23 protein-coding genes are annotated in these 23,061 nt (G+C 66.5%); 12 read left to right on the top strand and 11 right to left on the bottom strand.

Going from position 1 to position 23,061, the window contains the following annotated elements; genetic code table 11:
* Positions 1–16 precede the first annotated feature (16 nt).
* Positions 17–898 (bottom strand): HalD/BesD family halogenase, encoded by an 882-nt coding sequence (locus FHR95_RS16820; protein ID WP_183315282.1) that lies wholly within the window; start codon positions 896–898, stop codon positions 17–19.
* 110 nt (positions 899–1,008) lie between these two features.
* Between FHR95_RS16820 and FHR95_RS16815 the strand changes: the two genes are divergently transcribed.
* Positions 1,009–1,893, top strand: coding sequence for a LysR family transcriptional regulator (locus tag FHR95_RS16815; protein WP_040187757.1), 885 nt, complete (start codon positions 1,009–1,011; stop codon positions 1,891–1,893).
* 99 nt (positions 1,894–1,992) lie between these two features.
* On the opposite strand, the gene FHR95_RS16810 is transcribed toward FHR95_RS16815, so the two are convergent.
* Positions 1,993–2,469 carry a YbhB/YbcL family Raf kinase inhibitor-like protein gene (locus tag FHR95_RS16810; RefSeq protein ID WP_040187758.1) on the bottom strand — a complete coding sequence of 159 codons (477 nt, stop codon included), beginning with the start codon at positions 2,467–2,469 and terminating at the stop codon, positions 1,993–1,995.
* Positions 2,470–2,631: 162 nt separating this feature from the next.
* Here FHR95_RS16810 and FHR95_RS16805 point away from each other — a divergent pair, with 162 nt between their 5' ends.
* Both FHR95_RS16805 and FHR95_RS16800 read left to right on the top strand, forming a co-directional pair.
* Positions 2,632–3,093, top strand: a complete 462-nt coding sequence (locus FHR95_RS16805; RefSeq protein ID WP_183315281.1) for a flavodoxin family protein — start codon at positions 2,632–2,634, stop codon at positions 3,091–3,093.
* Positions 3,094–3,356: 263 nt separating this feature from the next.
* Positions 3,357–4,376: a TAXI family TRAP transporter solute-binding subunit gene (locus FHR95_RS16800; RefSeq protein WP_183315280.1), complete on the top strand. Its 1,020-nt coding sequence runs from the start codon at positions 3,357–3,359 to the stop codon at positions 4,374–4,376.
* Positions 4,377–4,448: 72 nt separating this feature from the next.
* On the opposite strand, the gene fadA is transcribed toward FHR95_RS16800, so the two are convergent.
* Positions 4,449–5,627, bottom strand: a complete 1,179-nt coding sequence (gene fadA, locus FHR95_RS16795) for an acetyl-CoA C-acyltransferase FadA (protein WP_183315279.1) — start codon at positions 5,625–5,627, stop codon at positions 4,449–4,451.
* A gap of 50 nt (positions 5,628–5,677) precedes the next feature.
* Positions 5,678–7,879 (bottom strand): fatty acid oxidation complex subunit alpha FadB, encoded by a 2,202-nt coding sequence (gene fadB, locus FHR95_RS16790; RefSeq protein WP_183315278.1) that lies wholly within the window; start codon positions 7,877–7,879, stop codon positions 5,678–5,680.
* 143 nt (positions 7,880–8,022) lie between these two features.
* Between fadB and FHR95_RS16785 the strand changes: the two genes are divergently transcribed.
* Positions 8,023–9,351: a DUF5924 family protein gene (locus FHR95_RS16785; RefSeq protein WP_221199376.1), complete on the top strand. Its 1,329-nt coding sequence runs from the start codon at positions 8,023–8,025 to the stop codon at positions 9,349–9,351.
* A gap of 69 nt (positions 9,352–9,420) precedes the next feature.
* Entirely contained in the window at positions 9,421–9,864 is a 444-nt protein-coding gene (slyA, locus tag FHR95_RS16780) for a transcriptional regulator SlyA (protein WP_183315277.1), read from the top strand.
* Positions 9,865–9,873: 9 nt separating this feature from the next.
* On the opposite strand, the gene FHR95_RS16775 is transcribed toward slyA, so the two are convergent.
* The gene (locus tag FHR95_RS16775) at positions 9,874–10,404 is read right to left on the bottom strand and encodes a preprotein translocase subunit YajC (protein WP_183315276.1); all 531 of its coding nucleotides are present in this window, start codon (positions 10,402–10,404) and stop codon (positions 9,874–9,876) included.
* A gap of 106 nt (positions 10,405–10,510) precedes the next feature.
* Here FHR95_RS16775 and FHR95_RS16770 point away from each other — a divergent pair, with 106 nt between their 5' ends.
* Positions 10,511–10,966: a universal stress protein gene (locus FHR95_RS16770; RefSeq protein WP_040187764.1), complete on the top strand. Its 456-nt coding sequence runs from the start codon at positions 10,511–10,513 to the stop codon at positions 10,964–10,966.
* An 85-nt stretch (positions 10,967–11,051) separates the two neighbouring features.
* Here the strand turns inward: FHR95_RS16770 and FHR95_RS16765 are convergent, their stop codons facing one another.
* Positions 11,052–12,983 (bottom strand): ATP-binding cassette domain-containing protein, encoded by a 1,932-nt coding sequence (locus FHR95_RS16765; protein WP_183315275.1) that lies wholly within the window; start codon positions 12,981–12,983, stop codon positions 11,052–11,054.
* Positions 12,984–13,083: 100 nt separating this feature from the next.
* Between FHR95_RS16765 and FHR95_RS16760 the strand changes: the two genes are divergently transcribed.
* Both FHR95_RS16760 and FHR95_RS16755 read left to right on the top strand, forming a co-directional pair.
* Positions 13,084–13,971, top strand: coding sequence for a TatD family hydrolase (locus tag FHR95_RS16760; protein WP_246378684.1), 888 nt, complete (start codon positions 13,084–13,086; stop codon positions 13,969–13,971).
* 1 nt (position 13,972) lies between these two features.
* Positions 13,973–14,527 carry a hypothetical protein gene (locus tag FHR95_RS16755; RefSeq protein ID WP_246378682.1) on the top strand — a complete coding sequence of 185 codons (555 nt, stop codon included), beginning with the start codon at positions 13,973–13,975 and terminating at the stop codon, positions 14,525–14,527.
* 20 nt (positions 14,528–14,547) lie between these two features.
* Here the strand turns inward: FHR95_RS16755 and FHR95_RS16750 are convergent, their stop codons facing one another.
* A complete protein-coding gene (locus FHR95_RS16750; protein ID WP_183315273.1) occupies positions 14,548–16,719 on the bottom strand; it encodes a thiamine pyrophosphate-dependent enzyme in 2,172 nt (723 codons plus the stop codon).
* A 36-nt stretch (positions 16,720–16,755) separates the two neighbouring features.
* Positions 16,756–17,331: an elongation factor P hydroxylase gene (locus FHR95_RS16745; protein ID WP_040187785.1), complete on the bottom strand. Its 576-nt coding sequence runs from the start codon at positions 17,329–17,331 to the stop codon at positions 16,756–16,758.
* A 205-nt stretch (positions 17,332–17,536) separates the two neighbouring features.
* On the opposite strand from FHR95_RS16745, the gene FHR95_RS16740 reads away from it, so the two are divergent.
* The 3 genes from FHR95_RS16740 (at position 17,537) to FHR95_RS16730 (ending at position 20,796) form a co-directional block, all read left to right on the top strand.
* Positions 17,537–18,928, top strand: coding sequence for an MATE family efflux transporter (locus tag FHR95_RS16740; RefSeq protein ID WP_183315289.1), 1,392 nt, complete (start codon positions 17,537–17,539; stop codon positions 18,926–18,928).
* A 46-nt stretch (positions 18,929–18,974) separates the two neighbouring features.
* The gene (locus tag FHR95_RS16735) at positions 18,975–19,967 is read left to right on the top strand and encodes a DUF3080 family protein (RefSeq protein WP_246378690.1); all 993 of its coding nucleotides are present in this window, start codon (positions 18,975–18,977) and stop codon (positions 19,965–19,967) included.
* A gap of 112 nt (positions 19,968–20,079) precedes the next feature.
* Positions 20,080–20,796: a hypothetical protein gene (locus tag FHR95_RS16730; protein WP_183315272.1), complete on the top strand. Its 717-nt coding sequence runs from the start codon at positions 20,080–20,082 to the stop codon at positions 20,794–20,796.
* Between the two features lie 15 nt (positions 20,797–20,811).
* Here the strand turns inward: FHR95_RS16730 and tusA are convergent, their stop codons facing one another.
* Positions 20,812–21,063, bottom strand: a complete 252-nt coding sequence (tusA, locus tag FHR95_RS16725) for a sulfurtransferase TusA (protein WP_183315271.1) — start codon at positions 21,061–21,063, stop codon at positions 20,812–20,814.
* A 41-nt stretch (positions 21,064–21,104) separates the two neighbouring features.
* Between tusA and FHR95_RS16720 the strand changes: the two genes are divergently transcribed.
* Positions 21,105–21,395, top strand: coding sequence for an antibiotic biosynthesis monooxygenase family protein (locus tag FHR95_RS16720; protein ID WP_040187790.1), 291 nt, complete (start codon positions 21,105–21,107; stop codon positions 21,393–21,395).
* A 17-nt stretch (positions 21,396–21,412) separates the two neighbouring features.
* On the opposite strand, the gene rlmM is transcribed toward FHR95_RS16720, so the two are convergent.
* Both rlmM and FHR95_RS16710 read right to left on the bottom strand, forming a co-directional pair.
* Positions 21,413–22,480 carry a 23S rRNA (cytidine(2498)-2'-O)-methyltransferase RlmM gene (gene rlmM, locus FHR95_RS16715; protein ID WP_183315270.1) on the bottom strand — a complete coding sequence of 356 codons (1,068 nt, stop codon included), beginning with the start codon at positions 22,478–22,480 and terminating at the stop codon, positions 21,413–21,415.
* A complete protein-coding gene (locus FHR95_RS16710; RefSeq protein WP_040187792.1) occupies positions 22,477–22,905 on the bottom strand; it encodes a DUF2721 domain-containing protein in 429 nt (142 codons plus the stop codon). The genes rlmM and FHR95_RS16710 overlap by 4 nt, the downstream gene beginning before the upstream one ends.
* Positions 22,906–23,061: the final 156 nt, after the last annotated feature.

The raw sequence follows: 23,061 nt of genomic DNA, 5'->3' as shown, positions 1-23,061 counted from the left end.
GCGGCGGGGACGGCGCTCAGTCGGCCAGGCTGTCGCTGCGGTCCATGCCTTCCTCGAGCAGCCGCTCGTGGACCGGCGCCATGCGACCGAAGATGTTCTTGGCACGCTCGGGGCGGCCGATGAAGCCCGGCTCCTTGGCATAGGCGAAGATCACGGTGTGGCGTTCCTTGTCGCCCTCTACCGGGGTGACCCGGTGCAGCGAATAGCGACCGAAGAACACCTGCAGGTCGCCAGGCTGAAGGTCGAGCGAGGTGAGCCGCGAGCGGTCGCCGTCGATCACCTTTTCCACTTCCGCGAAGTTCTCGCCCTCCGGGCTGCGGATGCCCGGGGCATACTCAAAGCGACCGCCGCCGTGGGACTGGCGGGTCATCATGGTGACGATGAATTCGTTGGTGTCGTAGTGCCACGGATGCTGGCAGCCCTCGCGCAGCACGTTGACCACCAGGTCGGCCAGCGGGTCGGCATACTGGTGAATCTCCTCCATGCCTACCACGGCACCGATGAAGCGCTGGAAGCCGGGATGCTCGTAGACCTGGCGAATGATGGTATCGCGGTCGATGCGGTCGCCGGCGACGAAGCCGTTGGTGCGGTCGTCGAAGCGGTTGAGCGGGTGACTGGCCGGCAACTCGGGGTTACCGGCGCTGTTGTAGGGGTTGGTCTCGGTCTGGTTGTAATGCGCCTCTGGCGAGAGACGCTCGGTCTCGCGTTCCAGACGCGCCAGCGCGTCTTCTGGTACGAAATTCTTCAGCACCACGCAGCCATCCTGGTCGAGCTGGCGACGGCAGTTCTCGATCAGCGCTTGGCCGGCCGGGCTGTCCAGGTCATCGATGGGATAGCGAGCCAGGTCGATGAGGCCATCGAGGGCATTGTGGGTCTGGACGTCGGCGGTTGCCTGCATGGGTCTCCTGCTCCTAAGTGTTGCCGGATGTCGCTGGACATCTTAGAAGCGCCTCATTCATAATAAAAATGAATGATTGAGATACAACCAATTTCAAGAGCTCATTGTTCATGGATACCGTGCTCCTCCGCACCTTCGTCACCGTGGCCGAGTGCCAGGGTTTCAGCGCCGCCGGCAAGGTGCTGCACCGCACCCAGTCGGCGGTGAGCCTGCAGATCAAACGCCTCGAGGACCAGATGGGCCAGGCGCTGCTCGAACGCACCAGCCGCAGCGTGCTGCTGACGGCCCCGGGCGAACGCCTGCTGCCCTATGCCCGCCACATGCTCAAGCTCGAGGACGAGGCCCGCGAGGCCCTGGGCGACACCCAGCGCGGCGAGCTGATCCGCTTCGCGACGTCCGAGGAGCAGGCCGCCGCCTACCTGCCCGCCCTGCTGCCCCGCTATGCCGAGCGCTTCCCCGATACGCGCCTGGAGATCCACTGCGACATGAGCGCCAGCCTGGTGAAGCGTTTCCAGGAGGGCCTGCTGGACGTAGTGCTGTCGATCCGCCACCTGCCCACTCAGTCGGGCCAGCTGCTCGGTTGGGAACCGATGGTGTGGGTGGTGGCCGAGGGCGTCTCACCGGCCCAGTGGGCGACCCTGCCGATGGCGCTCAATCCGGAGGGATGCATCTTCCGCGCCCATGCCCTCTCGGCCCTGGGCCGCGAGGAGCGACGCTGGGAGGTGCACTACTCCAGCCAGTCGCCCACCGGTATCAACCTGCCGGTCCAGGCGGGCCTGGCGATGACGGTGAAGACCCCGCGCAGTATTCCCGAAGGGTGTCGCATCGTCGGCGAGGCAGAGGGCCTACCGCCCCTTGGGCAGGTGGAGATCGAGCTGCACCGCCGCCCGGGACATACCAGCGAGGCCCTGGAAGCATTCTGCGAGGAGCTCGAGCACCTGGTCATCGACCACGATGGCGTAGCGGCGCCGGAGCGCAGCGATAGCGCGAGCTGATTGGCAAGAAAATGCCACGGGCCTGTGTCGTCGTTAGACGCGGGCCCGTGGCATTGGCTTGCGCTTCGTCTTGTTTAGCGCGCGGCGAGGACGCCCGGGTCAGTCGCGCTGGTAGGTGCCGATCAGGCGGTTCATGCCGATCAGGTGGGGCTCGACCTGCTTGAGCAGCTCCGGCAGCGAGAGGCCCTCCGGCAGGTCGGTGGCCTTGTCCAGCGCCAGCACCCAGAAGTAGTAGTGGTGAAGCCCGTGAGCGTCCGGCGGCATCGGGCCCCCATAGCCCTTCTTACCGAAGTCGTTCAGCCCCGAGGTGCCCTCGCCACTGTTTTCGTCTAGCGAGCTGGTGGAGGCCGGCAGGTTGTAGAGCACCCAGTGCACGAAACCGTAGGTGCCGTTCTGCACCAGCGGGGCGTCCGGGTCGTGGCAGATCACCGCGAAGCCCTTGGTGCCCTCCGGCGCGTCCTGCCACGAAAGGGCCGGCGAGACATCGTCCCCCTCCCCCGTGAATTGCCGCGGAATGGCGGTCCCCGCCGCGAAAGCCGGGCTGTGCAGCTGCATGTTTGAGAGTGCAAAGGCCATGGTGATCAACCTCCCTGGATGTCCAAGATGTGGCAGATATCGAAGTGTCGCGATGACGGTGCAATAGCGCCGACTCAGCGTCGGAGAAAGCCTGGCGCCTGTCAACGCCACCCGGGCATGGCATGATGGCCATATGCCACACCTTCAACCCGGGAGACCGCCATGCCGCGCTTGCTGATCGTCGCCCATGCCCCCTCGACCAATACCCTTCGACTCCGCGAGGCCGCCGAGCGCGGTGCCCGTCACCCCGACCTCGAGGGTGTCGAGGTGGTCGTGAAGGCACCGCTGTCGGCCGGCCCCGAGGACGTCCTGGCCTGCGATGCCATCCTGCTCGGCACTACCGAGAACCTGGGCTACATGAGCGGCGCGCTGAAGGACTTCTTCGATCGCAGCTACTACCCGGTGCTGGAGGCGAAACAGGGCCTGCCCTGTGCGCTTTACGTGCGCGCCGGCAGTGACGGTACCGGCACGCGCCGTGCAGTGGAGAGCATCGTCACCGGGCTAAGTTGGAAGTGGGTGCAGGAACCGCTGATCCTGCGCGGCAAATGGCAGGAGAGCTTTGCCGACCAGGTGGAGGAACTGGGCATGGCCATGGCCGCCGGTCTCGAGGCCGGCGTGATCTAACTATATGCGATTAAAGTCCGTTGAAAGTCACTTCCGCTTTTTAAGCAGCTGCTATAACTCAAGAAGCCCCGTGTAACCCACGAGGACGCGGGCTTTGCCAAACGCCGCATCGGCTGAATGGGCGACAACAAGACAACAACACCCAGACAACAACACAACCCGTCGACCAGAAACGATGTGAAGTCTTCCCTCCTTTCGGCTTCCGCCTGGCCTCCTCTTGGTTCTGGAGTGCCTCTGGCCGACTCACTGATAAGAGGTGAGTCATGAAACCAACCGCAAGGCTGCTGGCCATTGGCCTGACCAGCCTGTTTCTCAGTCACGCGCCCTCGGCGATCGCAGAGAATCCCCTGATCATTTCCACCGCCAGCCCTTCCGGGGTCTATCACGTGGTGGGACGCGCCCTGTGTCGCGCTATCGACATGCCCTGCCGGGCTCAGCCTAGCGAGGGCTCCAGCGCCAACCTGAAGGCCCTACGACAGGGCGAGCTCATGTTCGCGCTAGCCCAGTCGGACCTGCACCAGTACGCCACCCTGGGAACCGAGGGCTTTCGCAACGACGGCCCGAACGAGGCACTGCGCTCGGTCTTCTCGCTGCACAGCGAGCCTTTCACCCTGGTAGTGCGCCGCAATGCCGGCATCCGTGATTTCGAGGATCTGCAGCAGCACTCGGTGAACATCGGCAATCCGGGCTCGGGTCAGCGCGGCACCATGCTCAGGCTGATGGATGCCAGGGGCTGGACGCGCACCAACTTCCGCTCGATCCACAACCTACCCGCCGATCAGCAGTCCATGGAACTCTGCCATGGCAACATCGACGCCATGGTCTACACCGTGGGGCACCCCAACGCCTCGGTGGCCAAGGCCATCCGGCTGTGCGATGCCGAGATCATCGACGTCCAGGGCGACACCATCGACCTGCTGGTGGCTGCCTACCCCTATTTTACGCGGGCTTCGATCCCCGGCGGCCTGTATGGCGACAACCAGCGGGCGGTCCGTACCTTTGGGGTCAAGGGGACCCTGGTCACTACGGCGGACACCGATCCGGAACTGGTCTACCGACTGGTCTCGAGCGTGTTCGAGAACTTCATGCGCTTCAAGGCGGCGCATCCCGCGCTCGGCCAGCTGACGCATCGGGCTATGATTCAGGAGGGGCTCAGCGCGCCGCTGCACGAGGGCGCCCTGCGCTACTATCGCGAACAGGGCTGGATCGGGGCCGAGGGTACGATGGTCGAGCGCAACGAAAATCGTCGTTTCGCCGCACGCGCCCTGGTGGCGGGCGGCTGAGCCTCGGCAGCACAACGCGAGACGGCACCCGGAGGGGTGCCGTCTTGCCTTGGTGCGTTCCCGCCGGGCGGGTTACTTGAGCCGTTCGAACACCGTGGCAACGCCCTGACCCATGCCGATGCACATGGTGGCCAGGCCCAGAGTGGTATCGCGCTCCTGCATCACGTTGAGCAGGGTGGTGCTGATGCGCGCGCCGGAGCAGCCCAGCGGGTGGCCCAGGGCGATGGCGCCACCGTGGAGATTGACCTTGTCGTCCATGGCGTCGCGCAGGCCCAGGTCCTTGAGCACCGGCAGCGCCTGAGCGGCAAAGGCCTCGTTGAGCTCCACGGTCTGGATGTCGTCGACGGTCAGGCCCGCGGCCTTCAGCGCCTGCTTCGAGGCCGGTACCGGACCATAGCCCATGATCGAGGCATCGCAGCCAGCCACACCGGTAGAGAGCACCCGCGCGATGGGCTCGAGCCCCAGCGCCTGGGCGCGTTCATAGCTCATCACCGCCATGCCGGCCGCGCCCACCGAGAGCGCCGAGGAGGTACCGGCAGTAACCGTGCCGCCGCGGGGGTCGAAGGCCGGCTTGAGCTCGGCCATCTTCTCCAGGCTGGCGTCGCTGCGAATCACCTCGTCGCGGTTCACCCGAACCCGGAAGCCGTTGGCATCATGGCCCTCGATACCGATGATCTCGCGGTCGAAGCCGCCGTTCTCCATCGCCGCCTGGGCGCGCTGGTGCGAGCGCACGCCAAAGGCGTCCTGATCCTGCCGCGAGATGCCGTGCATCTTGCCCAGCAGCTCGGCGGTCAGCCCCATCATCATGGCCGCCTTGGCCACATGCTTGCTGGCCGCCGGGTTGACGTCGACGCCATGGGTCATGCCCACGTGTTCCATGTGCTCCACGCCGCCGATGATATAGAACTCGCCCATGCCGGCGCGGATGTTGGCCGCGGCGATATGCAGCGCACTCATCGACGAGCCGCACAGGCGGTTGACCGTCTGCGCCGGCACGCTGTTGGGGATGCCGGTGAGGATCGCCGCGTTGCGGGCGATGTTCATGCCCTGCTCCAGGGTCTGGTTGACGCAGCCCCAGATCACGTCGTCGACCTCGGCCGGGTCAAGCCCCGGGTTGCGGTCGAACAGCGCCTGCATCACGGCGGCGGAGAGGTTCTCGGCACGCACGTGGCGGAAGGCACCCTGTTTCGCCTTGGCCATGGCGGAACGGGCACAGTCGACCACCACCACGTCTCTCGGATTCAAGCTCATCGATAACTCCTTAAAAAATGTCCGAAACGTCCTGACCTTGGGTGGTGGGATCAGTCCTGGGTCTTGCTGTCGTAGAAGGACTCGCCGGACTTGGCCATCTGGCGCAACCTCTCGGTAGGGGCGTAGAGCGTGCCGAACTCGTCGGCGAGCTGCTGGGCCTGGGTAACGAAGGCGTCGACCCCCATGGCATCGATGTAGCGCAGCGCGCCGCCGCGAAACGGCGGGAAGCCGATGCCGTAGATCAACGCCATGTCGGCCTCGGCCGGGCTGCCGACGATGCCGTCCTCGAGACAGCGCACGGTTTCCAGGCACAGCGGTATCATCATGCGCGCGATGATGTCCTCGTCGCTGAACTCGCGATGCTCGCTGACCACCTCCTTGACCAGCTCGATGGCGGCCTCGTCGGTGACCTTCCGGGGCTTGCCCTTTCTGTCTTCCTCGTAGGCATAGAAGCCCTTGTCGTTCTTCTGGCCCAGGCGGTCGTGCTCGACCATGAGCTGAATGACGCTCTTGCCCCTGTCGCCTGCCCTGTCACCGGCCATGTCGGCCATGCGCTCGGGGAAGCCCTCGGCCATCACCTCGCCGGCGTGAAAGGCAATGTCCATGCCCACTACGTCGAGCAGGTAGGCGGGCCCCATCGGCCAACCGAATTTCTCCATCACCTTGTCGATGCGCTGGAAGTCGGCGCCCTGCTCGACCAGCTGACCGAAGCCGCCGAAATAGGGGAAAAGCACGCGATTGACCAGAAAGCCGGGACAATCATTGACCACGATGGGCGTCTTGCCCATGGCCCGGGCATAGGCCACGGTGGCCGCCACGGCGGCATCCGAGGTCTTCTCGCCGCGGATGACCTCGACCAGCGGCATGCGGTGCACCGGATTGAAGAAGTGCATGCCGCAGAAGTTCTCGGGCCGCTTGAGGTTCTTGGCCAGGCGGGTGATCGAGATGGTCGAGGTGTTGGAGGTGAGGATGGTCTCCTCCCCTACCTGGCCTTCCACCTCGGTGAGCACCGCATCCTTGGCCTTGGGGCTCTCGACCACGGCCTCGACCACCAGGTCGACCTCGCCGAAGTCGCCATAGGAGAGGGTCGGGCGAATGTTGCTGAGTCGCTCGGCCATCTGCGCGGTGGAGAGCTTGCCCCGCTCGACCTGCTTGGCAAACAGCTTGCGCGACTCCTTCAGGCCCAGCTCGATGGCATCGCTCTTGATGTCCTTCATCAGGATGGGCGTGCCCTTGGAGGCGCTCTGGTAGGCGATGCCGCCGCCCATGATGCCGGCCCCGAGCACCGCCGCCTGCTTCACGGGGCGCGCCTGCTTCTCGTACTGGCTGCCCTTCTTCTTGACCACCTGATCGTTCATGAACAGGCCGACCAGGTTGAACGCCACATCGGAGAGCGCCAGCTTGGCGAAGGCCTTGGATTCGATGGCCTGGGCCCGGGCGCGCGACTCGCCGGCGCCCTTCTGGATGACCTTGATGGCCTCCACCGGTGCCGGATAGTGCGGCCCCGCCTTGCCGGCCACGTAGCCCTTGGCGGTCTCGAAGGTCATCATCTGCTCGATGGGGCCAAGCTTGAGCGGCGCCTTCTTCTCGGCGCGGCGGGCCTGGTAGTCGAGTTCGCCGGCCCGAGCGCGAGCCAGGATGTCGAGTGCCGCGGCCTCGAGTTGCTCGCTCGGCACCACGGCGTCCGCGGCCCCCATCTCGAGGGCGGCATCGGCGCGGTTCTCGCTGCCGCCGGCGATCCACTCCACGGCGTTGTCGGCGCCGATCAGGCGCGGCAGACGAACGCAGCCGCCCCACCCCGGCAGGATGCCAAGCTTGGTCTCGGGAAGGCCGATCTTGGCCGACTCGGCCATGACGCGAAAGTCCGTGGTCAGGGCGACCTCGCATCCACCGCCCAGCGCCAGGCCATTGAGCGCGGTGACGGTGGGGAACGGCAGGTCCTCGATGGCGTTGAAGATGCCATGCACTCGCTCGAGCATGGCGTTGATCTCCACCGCCCCCTGCTCGAACAGGCTGTGAAATTCGGTGATGTCGGCGCCGACGATGAACGCCTGCTTGGCGCTGCCGATCACCAGCCCCTCGAGGCCGCGCTCGGCGCGGATGGCGGCGACGGCTTCCCCCAGTTCGGCGACCACGGCGCTGGAGAGTTTGTTAACAGACTCGTCCTTGAGGTCGAAGGTGAGCGTGGCGATGGCATCGCTGCCGTCCTTGCCACCCCGTGCCACCGTGATGGCATTACCTTGATAGATCATCCAGAACCTCCATGCAGGAATTCATACGGCCGTTTGATTTTTGACAGCTTGGTGCAGCCGGGCCCGAACGTCAAGTCCCTGCCGACAGCATGGCAGGTCCCGACGACTCACCCCAGCGAGACGGGCGCTGTTAGACTCGGCGGATGAGCCAAGAATCGCCACTGGACACGTCCCAGCCCACTGCCTCACCTGCCGCCGGCACGCCGTCAGCGCGCTTCGGCGTCTGGCAATCCCGCCTCGAACGCCTGGTGGAGCATGCCCGGCCCTGGCGCTGGCTATGGCCGCCGATGGCCCTGGCCGCCGGGCTGGGGAGCTTCTTCCTGGTCGAGCGCCAGCAGTGGCTGGGCGGGATGCTGGCACTGGGCATGCTGCTGGCCTGGGTACTGCTGCTCTCCGAGAGCCTGATCGGCCGACTGCTGATCAGGCGTGGCTACCCGCCTCTGCCCCGCGGCGTGACCACCTTCATCGCCCAACTGATCCACCAGGAGACCTTGTTCTTCACCCTGCCCTTCCTGCTCGCCACCACGGTATGGCACAGCAGTCAGGCGTTCTTCACCCTGCTGGTGCTGGCCATGGCGCTGCTGTCGATCCTCGACCCGCTCTACTACAAGCTGGCCGGTCGGCTGCGCTGGCTCTACTTCGCCTTCCATGCCCAGTGCGTGTTCCTGGTGGTGCTGGTCACCCTGCCTACCCTGCTGCACCTGACCACGGGTCAGAGCCTGCTAATGGCCATCGCTGCCATGGTGCTGTTCAGCCTGCCGAGCCTGATGCACCTGCTGCGGCCCATGAGCCCTTCACGCTGGCTGGCAATGCTGGCCCTGCTGCCGTTGCTGGCCGGCGTGGCCTGGGCGGGCCGCGCCTGGGTGCCGCCGGCCAGCCTGTGGATCTCGGGCAGCGCGCTCTCGCCCGAGTTCGATACCGAGGCCAGGCGTCCGGTCGGCAGCACGCCCCTGACCCCTGAGGCACTGACCCGCGAGGGGCTCTATGCCTTTACGGCGATCCATGCCCCGCGCGGCCTGCGGGAGGAGGTGGTACACGTATGGCGACAGGACGGCGAGGAAGTCGACCGCATCCCGCTGGAGATCCAGGGAGGCCGCGCGGCGGGCTACCGGGCCTGGAGCCACAAGCTGAACTTCCCCGAGGACGCGCGAGGTGCGTGGCGCATCGATGTGATGACCGACAGCGGCCAGCAGATCGGGATGCTGCGCTTCACGGTGAGTGAGGACGCCGAGGCGGCGACCCTGGCCGACGGCACGATACAGCGTCCCTTAGGCATTCCCGGCCTGGATGTTCGGCGGCTGCTCCCGCGGCCCGCGTCCGACCCTGATGGGGCAGCGGAAGAAGCCGCTGAGGAGGAGGTGCAACAGGCGGCGACAGCGCCCGACTCACGGGGCGAGGCGATGTCGGGGCGCGACGAGCCGCCGGCGGACCAGTCAGACGATGACACCGCAACGGCCGAGCCTGTGCAATGATAAGCCTGCTTGCATTCCACGCCAGCGGTTCGGACAATTCGCACAGGTTTCTTCCGGATGCACAGACCCATGCACCAGAACATCGGTTTCCAGCTGTCCCGCGTACCGCGCCTGTGGCGCGCCGTCATCGACCGGCGGCTGGCGCCGCTGGGCCTGACCCAGACCCGCTGGATCACGCTCTACCACCTCTGGCGACTCGGTGATGGCCAGCCGCAATGCGACCTGGCCCGTGCCATCGGCGTCGAGGCGCCCTCCCTGGTGCGGACCCTGGACCAGCTCTCCGAGCAGGGACTGATCGAACGGCGCGGCTGCGAGCAGGACCGCCGCACCAAGCGTATCTTCCTGACCCCCGAGGCCACGCCGCTGCTGGAGAAGATCGACGCGGTGGTCAGCCAGGCCCGCGGCGAGATGCTGGCCGGGCTGGACGACCCGGAGGTCGCCCAGCTGGCAAGCCTGCTGTCGCGTATCGAGGAGAATGGCCTGGCGATCCAGGCCCGGGAGGACGTGGAGTAACCGCCCACTTCAGGCGCGCGGCTCCTCCACGGGCAGGACTTTTCCGCGGTCGTCGGGGTATCCGGCAAGCGCATCACGCAGAGCCGTGAAGTCGTCCAGGTAACTAGCGAAACGCTCGGCGTCCTGGGATTCCCACCACCAGAGGCCGAGGGCCGCGGTGTTGGACTCCAGCACGCTGGCATCCAGGGGCAGGCGCGTCAGCAGCGCTTCGAGCGGCGCCTCGGCCGCCGCAGGCAGCGGCCGCAGCGGTTCGAGGCGCCAACACCAGCCGTGGCGAAACGCCTTGAGTGAGGTCCCCGCTTCGTCGTCTCGCACCAGCATGAAGTCTGGCCCCGGCTGCTGCGGCGGATAGGGCCAGCGATAGTGGGGCATGACGCCCTTGGCATCGTGCAGCGGTGGCCGCGCCAACTTGACGGTGACGCCGGCCCGGCTCATGGCCGTGCGCAGGCGCGCCACCCGCTTCTGGCGCGGGTTCGGCTTGAGCCAGAGTACCGGTGAGATCACCAGCATCACGGCGACGAGAATAATCAACCAGGCCATGCCGTTCTCCCTGTGAATCTTGATGCAAGTCGTTGTCTTGTCACGCGAGCCGTCCTAGAGTGGAAGCATCACCAAACATGCTGGATGCTGTACGGAGAGTCACACCATGAGCAATGAATATCGTCATGTCCTGGTTGCCGTCGACCTGACCAAGGACTCCCACAAGGTGCTGGAGCGGGCGATGCAGATCGCCGATCGCAACGAGGCCAAGCTGTCCATCATGCACACCCTGGAGCCACTGGGCTTCGCCTATGGGGGCGATATTCCCATGGACCTCACCAGCATCCAGGACCAGCTCGACGAGCACGCCAAGCAGCGCCTGTCCGAGATTGCCGATAGCCATGTGCCGCGTGAAAATCAGCACGTGGTGGTCGGCATGCCCGACACCGAGATCCACCGCTTCGCCGAGGAGCACAACGTCGATCTGATCGTGGTCGGCTCCCACGGGCGTCACGGCTTCGCCCTGCTGCTCGGCTCCACTTCCACCGGTGTGCTGCATGGCGCCCAGTGCGACGTGCTGGCCGTGCGGGTCGGTGCCAAGGGCGAGGAGAGCGAGGAGTAACCGGCTCCCTCCTCCCGATGGACCGCAAGGGCGCCCCAGGGGCGCCCTTGCTGTTTCGGGCCCGACGTCGGCGGCGCCTGCCCCGTCACTCCCCGGCCGCCATCGCCTCCAGCTTCATCCAGCGCTCCATGGCTGCCTCCAGCGCGGCCTGGGTGTCATTGAGCGACTGCAGGGTTGCCGAGACGGTCTCGGCGTCCTGCTGGTAGAAGGCCGGGTCGCCCACTTGGGCCTCGAAGGCGGCGATCGCTTCCTCCAGGCGCTCAATTTCGGCCGGCAGGCCATCGAGCTCGCGCTGCAGCTTGTAGGAGAGCTTGACCGGCCGGCTCGCCGGGGCAGCCGCGGCGGTTGACTTGGCCGGGGCCGGTGTCGCAGTTTCCGCCGGGGCCACGGGCTCGGCATGTTGGCGTGCCGCCCCTTCCCAGGGCGCCGGCGGTAACCGACCGCCCTGGCGTACCCAGTCGCTGTAGCCGCCCACGTACTCGCGTACCCGACCCTGCCCCTCGAAGGCCAGCACGCTGGTCACCACGTTGTCCATGAAGGCCCGGTCGTGGGACACAAGCAGCAGGGTGCCGTCGAAGTTGAGCAGCAGTTCCTCGAGCAGCTCCAGGGTCTCGACGTCGAGGTCGTTGGTCGGCTCGTCGAGCACCAGGACATTGGCCGGCTGAGTGAACAGCTTGGCCAGCAGCAGGCGATTGGACTCGCCCCCGGAGAGCGCCTTCACCGGCTGACGCACGCGCTCGGGGGTGAACAGGAAGTCCTGCAGATAGCTCATCACATGGCGGTCACGGCCGCCCACGGCGATGCGATCGCTGCCCTGGGCCACGTTATCGTAGACGCTCTTCTCCGGCTCGAGCCCGGCACGCAGCTGATCAAAGTAGGCGACCTGCAGCTTGGTCCCGAACTGCACCTTGCCCTCGCTCGGCTCGAGCTCGCCGAGCAGGATCTTGAGCAGCGTCGTCTTGCCGGCCCCGTTGCGGCCGATGAAACCGATGCGATCGCCGCGCTGGACCTCCAGGCTAAGATCGTCGATCACCACCTCATCGCCGAAGCGCTGGGTGACATGCTCAAGGCTCACCACCCGCTTGCCGCTGCGCCCGCCGCTATCGACGGCGATCGAGGCCTTGCCCTGGCGTTCGCGGCGTTCGCTGCGCTCGCGGCGCAGCTGCTCCAGCGCCCTCACCCGGCCCTCGTTGCGGGTGCGCCGGGCCTTGATACCCTGGCGAATCCAGGCTTCCTCCTGAGCGAGCTTCTTGTCGAACTCGGCGTGCTCGCGTGCCTCGACCTCCAGCTCGTGGTTCTTCTGCTCCTGGTAGGCCGCGTAATCGCCTGGGTAGCGGCCCAGGCGCCCGCGGTCGAGCTCGAGGATCGCCGTGGCGAGCTTCGAGAGGAAGGCACGGTCGTGGGTGATGAACAGCACGGCGCCATTGAACTCCAGCAGCTGCTCTTCCAGCCAGGCGATGGTGTCGAGGTCGAGATGGTTGGTGGGCTCGTCGAGCAGCAGCAGGTCGGGCTCGGCGACCAGCGCGCGGGCCAGCGCCACGCGGCGGCGCCAGCCACCCGAGAGTGCGGCCATCTCGGCGTCGGCGGGCAGCCCCAGACGGGTCAGCACCACATCGATGCGCTGGTGGAACGACCAGCCGTCGATGGCCTCGATCCGTGTCTGCAGCTCGGCCATGCGCCGCATGTCCGGATCCTCATCGTGGATCAGGTGGTGATACTCGGAGAGCAACTCACCGGCCTCGGGCAGGCCCTGGGCCACCACGTCAAAGATGGTCTGGCCGGTGGCATCCGGCAGCTCCTGGGCGAGCACCCCGATCTTCAGCCCGGGGGCTCGCCAGATGTTGCCGCCGTCGGCCTGGATCTCGCCGGCCACCAGCTTCAGCAGCGTCGACTTGCCGGTTCCGTTGCGCCCCACCAGGGCGAGGCGCTCGCCCTTTTCGAGCACCAGGTCGGCACCGTCGAGCAGTACTTGGGTGCCATAGGCCAGTTGCAACTGTTCCAGACGTAGCAGGGTCACGCGCTCACCTCTTCATTCATCAAGGGCGCTAGTGTAACGCATGGCCGGCCCGGCGTGGCGACGGGTACAATGCGCGCCTGATCCCAGAAGGAGTTCCGCCTTGGTTGCCCCGACCGACACCTTCGACGACGTCCTGCCCGAGGCCCTGCGCGTCACCTCGCCGGCCCCGCTGGTGGACATCGGCGCCAACCTGACCCACGAAAGTTTCGCCCGGGACCTGCCGGCGGTGCTGGCCCGCGCCCGGGCGGCGAATGTCACCACGCTGATTCTCACCGGCACCGACCGCGAGCATGCCGAACAGGCCGTGGCGCTGGCCCGTGAGCACGCCGGGCTCTTCGCCACCGCCGGCGTGCATCCCCACGACGCCAGCCAGTGGGACCCGGCGCTGGAGCACGCGATGCGCGAGCTGCACGGCCAGTCCGAGGTGGTGGCGGTGGGGGAATGCGGCCTGGACTTCAACCGCAACTTCTCCACGCCCGCCGAGCAGGAGCGCGCCTTCGAGGCCCAGCTCGGCCTGGCGGCGGAGAGCGGCAAGCCGCTGTTCCTGCATGAGCGCGACGCGGGACGGCGCATGCGCGAGATGCTGCATACCTGGCGCGACGATATCAGTGACGCGGTGATCCACTGCTTCACCGCCGACCGCGAGACCCTCTACGGCTATCGCGACCTGGACCTGCATATCGGCCTGACCGGGTGGCTGTGCGACGAACGCCGCGGTCATCACTTGCGTGAGCTGGTCGGCGAGATTCCGATGGATCGGCTGATGGTGGAAACCGACTGCCCTTACCTGCTGCCGCGCAATTTACCTGCCAAACTCAAGGGCAGACGCCACGAACCGGCCCTGCTGCCCTGGATCGTGAAGGAGATTGCCCACTGGCGGGGCATGGACGAGGCTGCGCTGGCCAGAGCCACCACCGCCACCGCGCTCGCCTTCTTCCGCCTGCCGACCGGCGAGACGCGCCCCGCCACCGAACATGAGGAGTTTTGACATGGCCGGCCCCGAGAACACGGAAATCCCCGGCTTCATCGCCGTCGAGACGGGCGAGGACGGCGGGCTGCCGCTGGCTATCGCCTGGACGCTGCCTGATGGGCGGGTCAAGCACACCCTGATCCAGCCGGATGATGACTGGCTGGACAACGAAATGGTCTCGCTGGGTGAATATAGCCTCGAGGAGCTCAACAGCATGGGCGTGAGCCCGCTGGACGTGATCCGCGAACTGGAGAATGACCACTTCAGCGATACGCTCTACACGGCCGGGGTGAGTGACGACGAGGCGGCGATCTCGCGACTCTTCGACACCTACGGCCTCGACCCCTTCGTCGAACTGGCACCGGCAGAGAGCCTCTATCTGGAGCTCGAGCCCGGCGACTGGGCCCGCGCCCGCGGCGAGCTGTTCGGCGAGTTGGGCCTCGAGCCACTGCGTCCCGAGCATGAGGTGGCGGTGATGCTCAACCTGCATCAGCGCCTCGCCCCGGGCGTCGCGCCGCCCGAGGCCAATCCCTTCGATGGCCGTCTGCTGGACGGCGACGACGCCGACGACTGAGCGGGGCCATAACGACGTATCTAGGCCTCCGACCGCCCCAGCAGGGCCAGGGCCCGCTCGACGATCGCCGACACCGAGGGCAGCGTGACGGTGGCCGCCGGCCCGAGCGGAATGAAGCTGTCTTCGGCGGTCAGCCGCGCCAGGCGCCCGCCCGCCACGCCGCGCTCCACCAGGCCGGTCACCAGCTCCTCGCTTAGCGAGCCCGTGCGCCGGCATTCATCGACCACCAGGATTCGCGAGCACGCCGCCACACAGCAATGCAGGGCATCATGGTCGATGGCCGTCAGCCAGCGCAGGTCAATGAGGCGCAGCGCGACACCCGCCTCCTCGAGGCGGACGGCCGCCTGCCGTGACAGGTGGATGCCGTTGCCATAGCTGACGATGGCCAGGTCGCCTCCCTCGCCCCATTGACCGAGCTCGCCCACTGCCAGGTGGTAGTCCGGGCCCGGGTCGGCACAGCAGCCGAGATCGTCGCCCTCCTCCAGCAGGTCACGGGCGTGGTAGCGGGCGATAGGCTCGAGCAATACCACCACGCGCTGCTCCTCCTCGGCCAGGCGTACCGCCTCCTGCAAGAGCCCCACCGCCTCGGCCCCGTTGGATGGGCAAGCCACCAGCAGCCCGGGGATATCGCGCAGCACGGCAATGGCATTGTCGTTGTGGAAGTGGCCACCGAAGCCCTTCTGGTAGCCGAGGCCGGCGATGCGCACCACCATCGGGTTGGTGTACTGGCCCGCGGAGAAGAAGCTCAGCGTGGCGGCCTCGCCGCGCAGCTGGTCCTCGGCGTTGTGCAGATAGGCGAGGAACTGGATCTCCAGGATCGGCACCAGGCCGCTCTGGGCTAGACCGATGCCCAGCCCCAGGATGCTCTGCTCGTCGAGCAGCGTATCGATCACCCGGTGCGGGCCGAACTGCGCCTGCAGGCGCTGGCTGACCCCGTAGACACCGCCCTTGCGGCCGATGTCCTGACCGGCCATCACCAGCTGCGGGTAGCGGGTCATCAGCCGGTGCAGCGCCTGATTGATCAACCGGCCCATGGGCGCCGGGCTGGCCTCGACCTCTCCCCGCCAGGGTTGCTGTCGACCCGCGCGCGCCGGGGGCACGATGCTCGCCATGACCTGCGTGGCGCTCTCGAGCTTCGGTCGGCGGATGGCCTCCTCGGCCTCATGCGCCACCCGGTCGCCGATCGCCCGGTAGCGCTCGGCGATCGCGTCGCGCGAGAGCACATCGTGATGGCGAAGCAGCCCGGCGCTGATCAGCAGCGGGTCGCGCGCCTCATCAGACTCGATACGCGCCGCCGACAGGTAGGCCTGCTGGGCATCGGAACCGGCGTGGCCGAACAGGCGCACGCAGCGCATGTGCAGGAACACCGGCTGACGACGAAGGCGGGCAACCTGCGCGGCCTCGCGGGCTGCCTGCCAGGTATCCCGCAGGTCGAGCCCATCGCAGTCGAGGTAGTGAAAGCCGGGACGGGCACGCATGCTGGCGGCGATCCAGCCGGCCGGCGTGGCCGTGGAAATGCCGATGCCGTTGTCCTCGCAGACCATCACCAGCGGCATGGGCGCGCCCTGCCAGGCGGCCCAACCCGCGGCATTGAGGGCGCCCTGGGCGGTGGAGTGGTTGAAGGAGGCATCACCGAAGCTGCAGATCACCACGCTGTCCGTCGGCCACTCGCCGCCACCGCCCAGGCGGCGCCACAGGCCAAGGCTATGCGCCGCGCCCACCGCCTTCGGCAGATGGGAGGCGATGGTGCTGGTCTGCGGCGGAATGTTGAGCGGCCGAGAGCCGAGCACCTTGTGACGACCGCCGGAAATCGGGTCCTCGGACGAGGCCGTGAAGCTCAGCAGCAGGTCGCGAATCGGTGTCTGACCGGGCACGGCGCGGCTGCGCTGGATCATGAAGGCGGCGTCACGATAGTGCAGGAAGGCAGGATCGCTGGTGCGGAAGGCCCGGGCAATGGCGGCGTTGCCCTCGTGGCCGGCACTGCCGATGGTATAGAAGCCCTCGCCGCGGGCCTGCAGCCGCCGGGCATGGAGGTCGAGGTGGCGGCTGGTCAGCTGGGATTCAAAGAGCTCGATGAGCCCTTCGGCGTCGAGTCCGACCGCCTCGAGGGAGCACTCGTTTGGCGGCTCGGGCCAGCGGTCGTCACGCAGGGCGGCGAGGAAGCGGCGTTCCTGGGGCAGGGAGTCGGTCACGGTCGGGCTCCAGGCGGCTGGACAGTGCCCTACAGCCTAGTCGATCGCCTCGGAAATCCGCGATTCTGCCGACTCCAGCCGAGCACGCCCGGCCGCCACGGCCGCGTCGAGATCGGCCGCTTCCTGGTAGAAGGCCGCCAACGCTCGCCGGAACGCGGCGGCCCGCGCCGGCAGGCCCTCGCGCAGATAGCGCTCTGCCCGCCCCTCGACGCGTGCCTGGAAGCCCTCGCGGTCGACGTCCACCTCGCCCAGGTTGTCGACGCTGACCTGGAAGGGCCGGTCACAGGCGCGCGAGAAGAGCAGTTCCAGTGCCTGGGGCGACACCTCCACCGCCTCGAAGTCGCGCTGCTGGCGGGCATCCCGACCATCGGGGAGGTACCAGTAGCCGTAGTCCTCGAGCTCACGGCGGCGAGCCCCGGCAATGCACCAGTGGCTGACCTCGTGCAGGGCGCTGGCATAGAAGCCGCGGGCGAAGATCACTCGGTGCCAGGGGCAGGCATCGTCGGCCGGCAGGTAGAGCGGCTCGTCGCCGCCGCGCACCAGGCGGGTCCGGTAACGGGGCAGGAAGAGGCCGTCGAACAGCGCCATCACATCCTCGAGTCGGTGGCTCACGCAGGCTCCTGAACGCGTAAAGGACGCCATTATAGGGGCTAGGTCGGGCACAGCGAAAATCGTTGCCCACTGATAGACTGGGCGGCCTGCTGACAATGGCCCAGTCCCCGACGGAGCCGTTCATATCTCGTTGCATGGAGCCGCTGCCTTGGCCTCGTTCACTGCCCGCCTGCTGGCCACCAGCCGCACGGAAACGCGCCCCCTGATGCGCCTGGCGCTGCCCATCTGCGGCGCTCAGCTGGCCCAGGCCGGGATGAGCGTGGTCGACGTGATGATGACCGGACGACTCAGCGCCACCGACCTGGCGGCGGTCTCGGTGGGCTCCAGCCTGTGGATGCCGCTGATGCTGTTCATGACCGGTACCCTGATGGGTCTGACGCCGATCGTTGCCCAGTTGCTCGGCGGCCGCCGCACGGCGGGGATTCGCCCCAGCGTCCATCAGGCGCTATGGATTGCCCTCGCCCTGGGCATGGTCACGGCGGCGCTGCTGTGGAGCGCGGTCATGCCGGTCTTTCGGCTGATGGCAGTGCCGCAGGAGGTCGCCGTGCGCGCCGCCGCCTACCTGGCCGCCGTGGCCTTCGGCATGCCCGGGGTAGCGCTCTTCCAGGCACTGCGTGCGTTCTCTGACGGCATGAATCACACCCGCCCCTCGCTGTGGATCAGCCTGGTCGGCCTGGGCGTGAACATCCCCTGCAATTTCGTGCTGATCTACGGCGGCGCGGGACTGACGGGGCTGTTCGGCGATGGGTTACCCGCCAGCGTACAGGGCCTGCCCGCCCTGGGCGCTCTGGGCTGCGGCATTGCCACGGCGATCTCCATGTGGGTGATGTGCCTGGCGATGATCGCCTACACCCGGTTCTCGCGGGCCTACGGCGACGTCGCGCTGTGGCATTCGCCGACGCCGCCACGCTGGCCGCTGATCGGTGAGCTGCTTCACGTGGGCGTGCCCATCGGCGTGGCGATCTTCGTGGAGGTAACGCTGTTCACCCTGATTGCCCTGTTCATCGCCAGCCTCGGCGAGGTGACCGTGGCAGCCCACCAGGTGGCGCTTAACTACACCTCGATCCTCTTCATGCTGCCCCTCTCCCTGAGCATGGCGCTGACCGTGCGCGTCGGCAACACGCTGGGCCAGCGCCGCCCCGATGCCGCCCGCCTGGTGGCCTGGAACGGTATCCTGGTGGCGCTGGCCGTGGCGGGAATCAACAGCCTGCTGCTGTGGCTCACTGCCGAACCGGTGGTCCAGCTTTACACCCACAACAGCGAGGTGCAGCGCCTGACCCTGTCGCTGGTCGGACTGGCGATGCTGTTCCAGGTATCCGACTCGCTGCAGGTCAGCCTGGCCGGGGCCTTGCGTGGCTATAAGGATACGCGGATCATCATGTTGATCACCCTGTTGGCCTACTGGCTGGTGGGACTCGGTGGTGGACACTGGCTGGGCACGCAGGGTCTGTTCGGGTGGATCGACCCGCTGGGCGTGCACGGCTACTGGGTCGGGCTGATTGCCGGCTTGACCACCGCCGCGGTTCTGTTGGGAGAACGACTCAGGCGCATCAGCAAGGCGACGACCCATGGACAGATCGAACTTCCTGCCGAATAACGGTGACCGTGCATTCCGCTGCCTCGGGATGCGAGGGCTTGTGGCAATGCTGTGCCTGCTGCTGGCCGGCTGCGGCGAGGACGCCGGCGAGACCCTGCTGCGCGACTACCAGCAGCACCTGGCCGAGACCCTCTCGCTCGAGCCGCCCTCGCGTTCGGCGCCGGCCAACATCGCGGCCTTCCCCGAACGCGACCAGCGACTCTTCGAGATTGCCGAGACGCGCGAGGGCATGCTCGATATCTTTGCCCTGCGCAAGTGCCATATTGCGAACCTGGTGGCGGGGCGCAACAACCAGCTCGGCAAGGTGGCGGCCCCCAGCCAGCGCTGGCTGTACGAACTGCAACTCTGGCGCAAGCTCAGCGGCTGCTGGAACACGGACGTGCCGGAATCACTCTCCGCCGACAGCCGTGAGCGCCTGGCTCACCTGACAAGAACCAAGACCGCCGAGCTGCCTCAGGTGAGCTGGAACGCACTGTTCGCCTCCGACGAGTGGGTCAAGAACTTCTCGCGGGCCAGCTCCCCCCTATCCCCTGAGGCACTCGACGAGGTCGAACCGCGCAGCGCCGCCCTGGCGTATCTGCGCGAGGCCACGCTGCATCAGTTCGACCGCGACTGGCAGCCCGACTCATCCACCCTCGAGGGTCATCTCAAGACGCTGCAGGAACGCCCGCTCTCCGCCGAACTGCTGCGCACCCTGCTGCTCACCGAGCAACGTCTGGTTGAGGCCTCGACGATGCTTGAGCAGGCCCTGGATGGCGATGCCGAAAGTGCCTGCCGCGGAGCAGCTGATGCAGTGGCCGACGCCCCCGAGGTGGCCCGGCTATCGGCATGGCTGGATGATCTGGAGCGCGCCGCCCGGCACTGGTTCGAGGCCATCGACGCTCTTCTCGAGGTACAGGTGGCGCCACCGCCGGCGGTGGCTGACTACCGGCGTTCGTGGCTGTCGTTGACGCATGCCGACGCCCCCTTGCCGGCCTTCCATGCTGCCCGCGATCACCACGCTGCACTGCGTCAACGTTTAGCCCGCCAGTGCCAATGATCCACCGGGACTTAACCTCGGCAATCAGTCTGTGCTATTGATGAGAGAACAGTGACGCAATGCGCTGCTTACCAGGCCGAAGCCGTGACCACGCAGCTCTTGGAGGGACATCATGGGAATCCCGCAGTCACCCCGCTCCGCCCGGGTCATTGACCTTGAGGCCATGCGCCAACGCCAACTGGCCCGTCGCCGGCTGGTCCGCCTTTCGCCCGAGTTGGACAATCTCGAGATGGTCTATCGGCTCGCCTCGGAGACCGACACCCTGTACGGCATGCCCTTGCTGGCCTGGGGCCTGCAGGAAAACGGCGAGGTGGTCGGCCTGGTGCCTTGGATGGAAGCCCTAACCCCCTGCCACCGCCTGGATGACCCCGAGCAAGGTCACTTCATCGGCTATCGCGACCCGGAGACCGAGGAGCTCTTCGAGCATCCCCCCGAGCACAAGGTGCTTGAGCTCGAACACGCCGCCGCCTACTTCGATTACGAAGAGACCGACGAGACCACCCTGATCCAGCAGCTTCCCGAGACCCAAGGTACCCATGCGCTATGCATGGACGAGAGCGATGCGCCCTGGCAACTCAAGCAGGTGTTCGGCTGGCGCCTGTATAGTGATGGCACCGTGGAGGCCCTGCTCGCCGATGAGCGCCTTATCGAGACCACCCCGATATTGCCGGGTGACGCCTGCCTCTATCCCGGCCATAGCCGACACCGCGTGGTCTACTTCTTCCAGCGGCAGATCGCCAACCGAATTCGCCAGGAAGACCCCACCACCCTTGAGGCATTGGCGCTGATGGTCATGTCGGGTAACGACGTTGACACCCCGACCGGCTGAGGGTCTCGTCGCGCCTCAGCCAAGACGGATAAAATAGAGGTAGCAGCCGTCGTCTTCTTGCTGGTGGAGGAGTTCATGCCCCAGGAAACTGCAGAACTTGGGGATGTCTCGGGTCGTGGCCGGATCACTGGCGATCACCTTGAGCACCTCACCCGGCTGCATGTCTCGCACCTTGTTATGCATCAACATGATCGGTTCCGGGCAGTAAAGCCCCGTGGTATCGAGTTGCGTATCACAGGCCGGCAGGGAATCCGCAGAGTCAACCATCGATGACCTCATTGATGGACAGTGAAGTAAGGGAGTAATGGATGATCAAGATCATTATCGAACGTCGTATCATGCCCGGCCTGGAAGAGGAATACGAGGCAGCCGCGCGTGAGGCGATGCGCCAATCGCTGGGCGCAAGCGGCTTCGTCGGCGGCGAAAGCCTCGTCGAACTTGGCCACAGCGATCGACGTCTGATGATCACCAAGTGGCGCGACATGCGCGCCTGGAAAGAGTGGTACCAGAGCGAGACCCGAGCCCGGGTCATGCAAAGCCTGCTGCCGCTGTTGACCGAGGAGGAGCGTATCCGCATCTACGAGCCGACGACGCACTGACGGCGGGTCGACAGGGATCAGTCCAGGAGCCGGACATGTACCGTGACCTCCTCGCGATCGTGGTAAAGGTGGCGGCAAGACATGGTGTGTCGGACACCGGCGTCGGCAAGGGCCGACTCGAGGCCTGACAGGCAGTGAGCCACCTCCTGCCAACGCCGCTTCATGGGCAGCTTGAGGTTGAAGACGGCCTCCCGGCACCAGCGATTCACCAGCCAGCGTTGTACCATCGCGACCACGCGTGATGGTTTGTCGACGATATCGCAGACAAGCCAGTCGAGTCTGGCAGGCGGTTTCCAGACGAAGCCGTCCTCGCGCAGGTGCTCCACCAGTCCCGTGGCCATCAGTCCCTTGTCCATGGGGCCATTGTCGATGGCATAGACATGCATGCCGCGCTGCACCAGCTGCCAGGTCCAGCCGCCGGGCGCGGCACCCAGGTCGGCCGCCTGCATACCCTCCCCCAGGCGCTCATCCCATTCATCTCGCGGAATGAATTCGTGCCAGGCTTCCTCCAGCTTGAGCGTGGAGCGGCTGGGCGCACGGTGGGGAAAGCGCAGCCGACGAATGCCCCCGGGAAGTTCGCTGCGGTTGCCGGGAAAACTCATACCGAGCTGCACCTGGTCGCCGTCGCTCCACAAGAGGTGAAGCCGGCGTCCGCCGGCCTTGCGCCGTAGGGCGCCGCGCTTCTTGAGCAGCGACTCCAGCGGCCGCTTGAGCGCCTTGATCAGGCTGCCAAGGGCCTTGGCCTCATTGGTGTCTGGCGTCTCCTGCCAGACCGACTCGAAGCTCCAGCCGCTCGCCACCACCTGATCGATGATGGGCGTCAGACGATCCTCGCGCGGCAGTGAAAGGGGCGGCAGCGCGAGCAGACTCTGGCGCGCAAACACCAGGCTGGCCAGCGGCAAGGCCCGGTGCAGCGCGTTAGCCGGCATGTCGCCAGCCGTGATGAAGCGGACGAAACCGGCGTCTGGGGTGATGTCGGCCTCTCCCTGCCAGCCGAGCGCCATGGCCTTGTCCGCAAGTTCTGCCGCCAGGTCCGGCTCGAAGCCCGGGCGACAATAGAGCAGCAGCTCACCGGGTACGGTCATGGGCTGGCTTCCTCGGAACTCTTGGGCGCGGCGCCCTGCCTCAAGTTCTCGATATCCTGTAACTGGACATTGAGGGCATTGGTGGAAATGGTCACCTCCCAGAGCGAGTAGATCAGCGATATGGATAGCGTTACCAGGCTCACGCCGAAGAGCAACATGCCCAGCACGTCGAACGACAGGAACAGCGCAAACATCGACAGGGTACACAGCAGGAAGCTCAATACACCCGCTACCTGCATACGCTTGGTCAGGGAGATGCGCTTGCGCAGCAACATGATCTGGCGTGCGGTACCGGACTGATGCCGATCGCGCTCCTCGTCCGCCAGCTTGCGGATCAGCTGAGCGAGCACCAGGAAGCGATTGGTATAGGCCAGCAGCAGCAGCGAGATGGCGGGAAAGAGCAGGGCCGGTGTGGTCAACGTCACGAAACGATCTCCGGTTATCATTCGCGACGCCATGATAACAGCTGGCACGCCCATGGGCCGCGCATGAAAAAACCCCGTGCTCTGGTGAACACGGGGTTTTCTCGGAATAAGTGCCTGACGATGACCTACTCTCGCATGGGGAGGCCCCACACTACC

Origin of the sequence: Halomonas fontilapidosi (assembly GCF_014192285.1) — a bacterium.
Lineage (GTDB): Bacteria > Pseudomonadota > Gammaproteobacteria > Pseudomonadales > Halomonadaceae > Halomonas > Halomonas fontilapidosi.
This window is presented reverse-complemented; position numbering and strand designations above follow the sequence as displayed.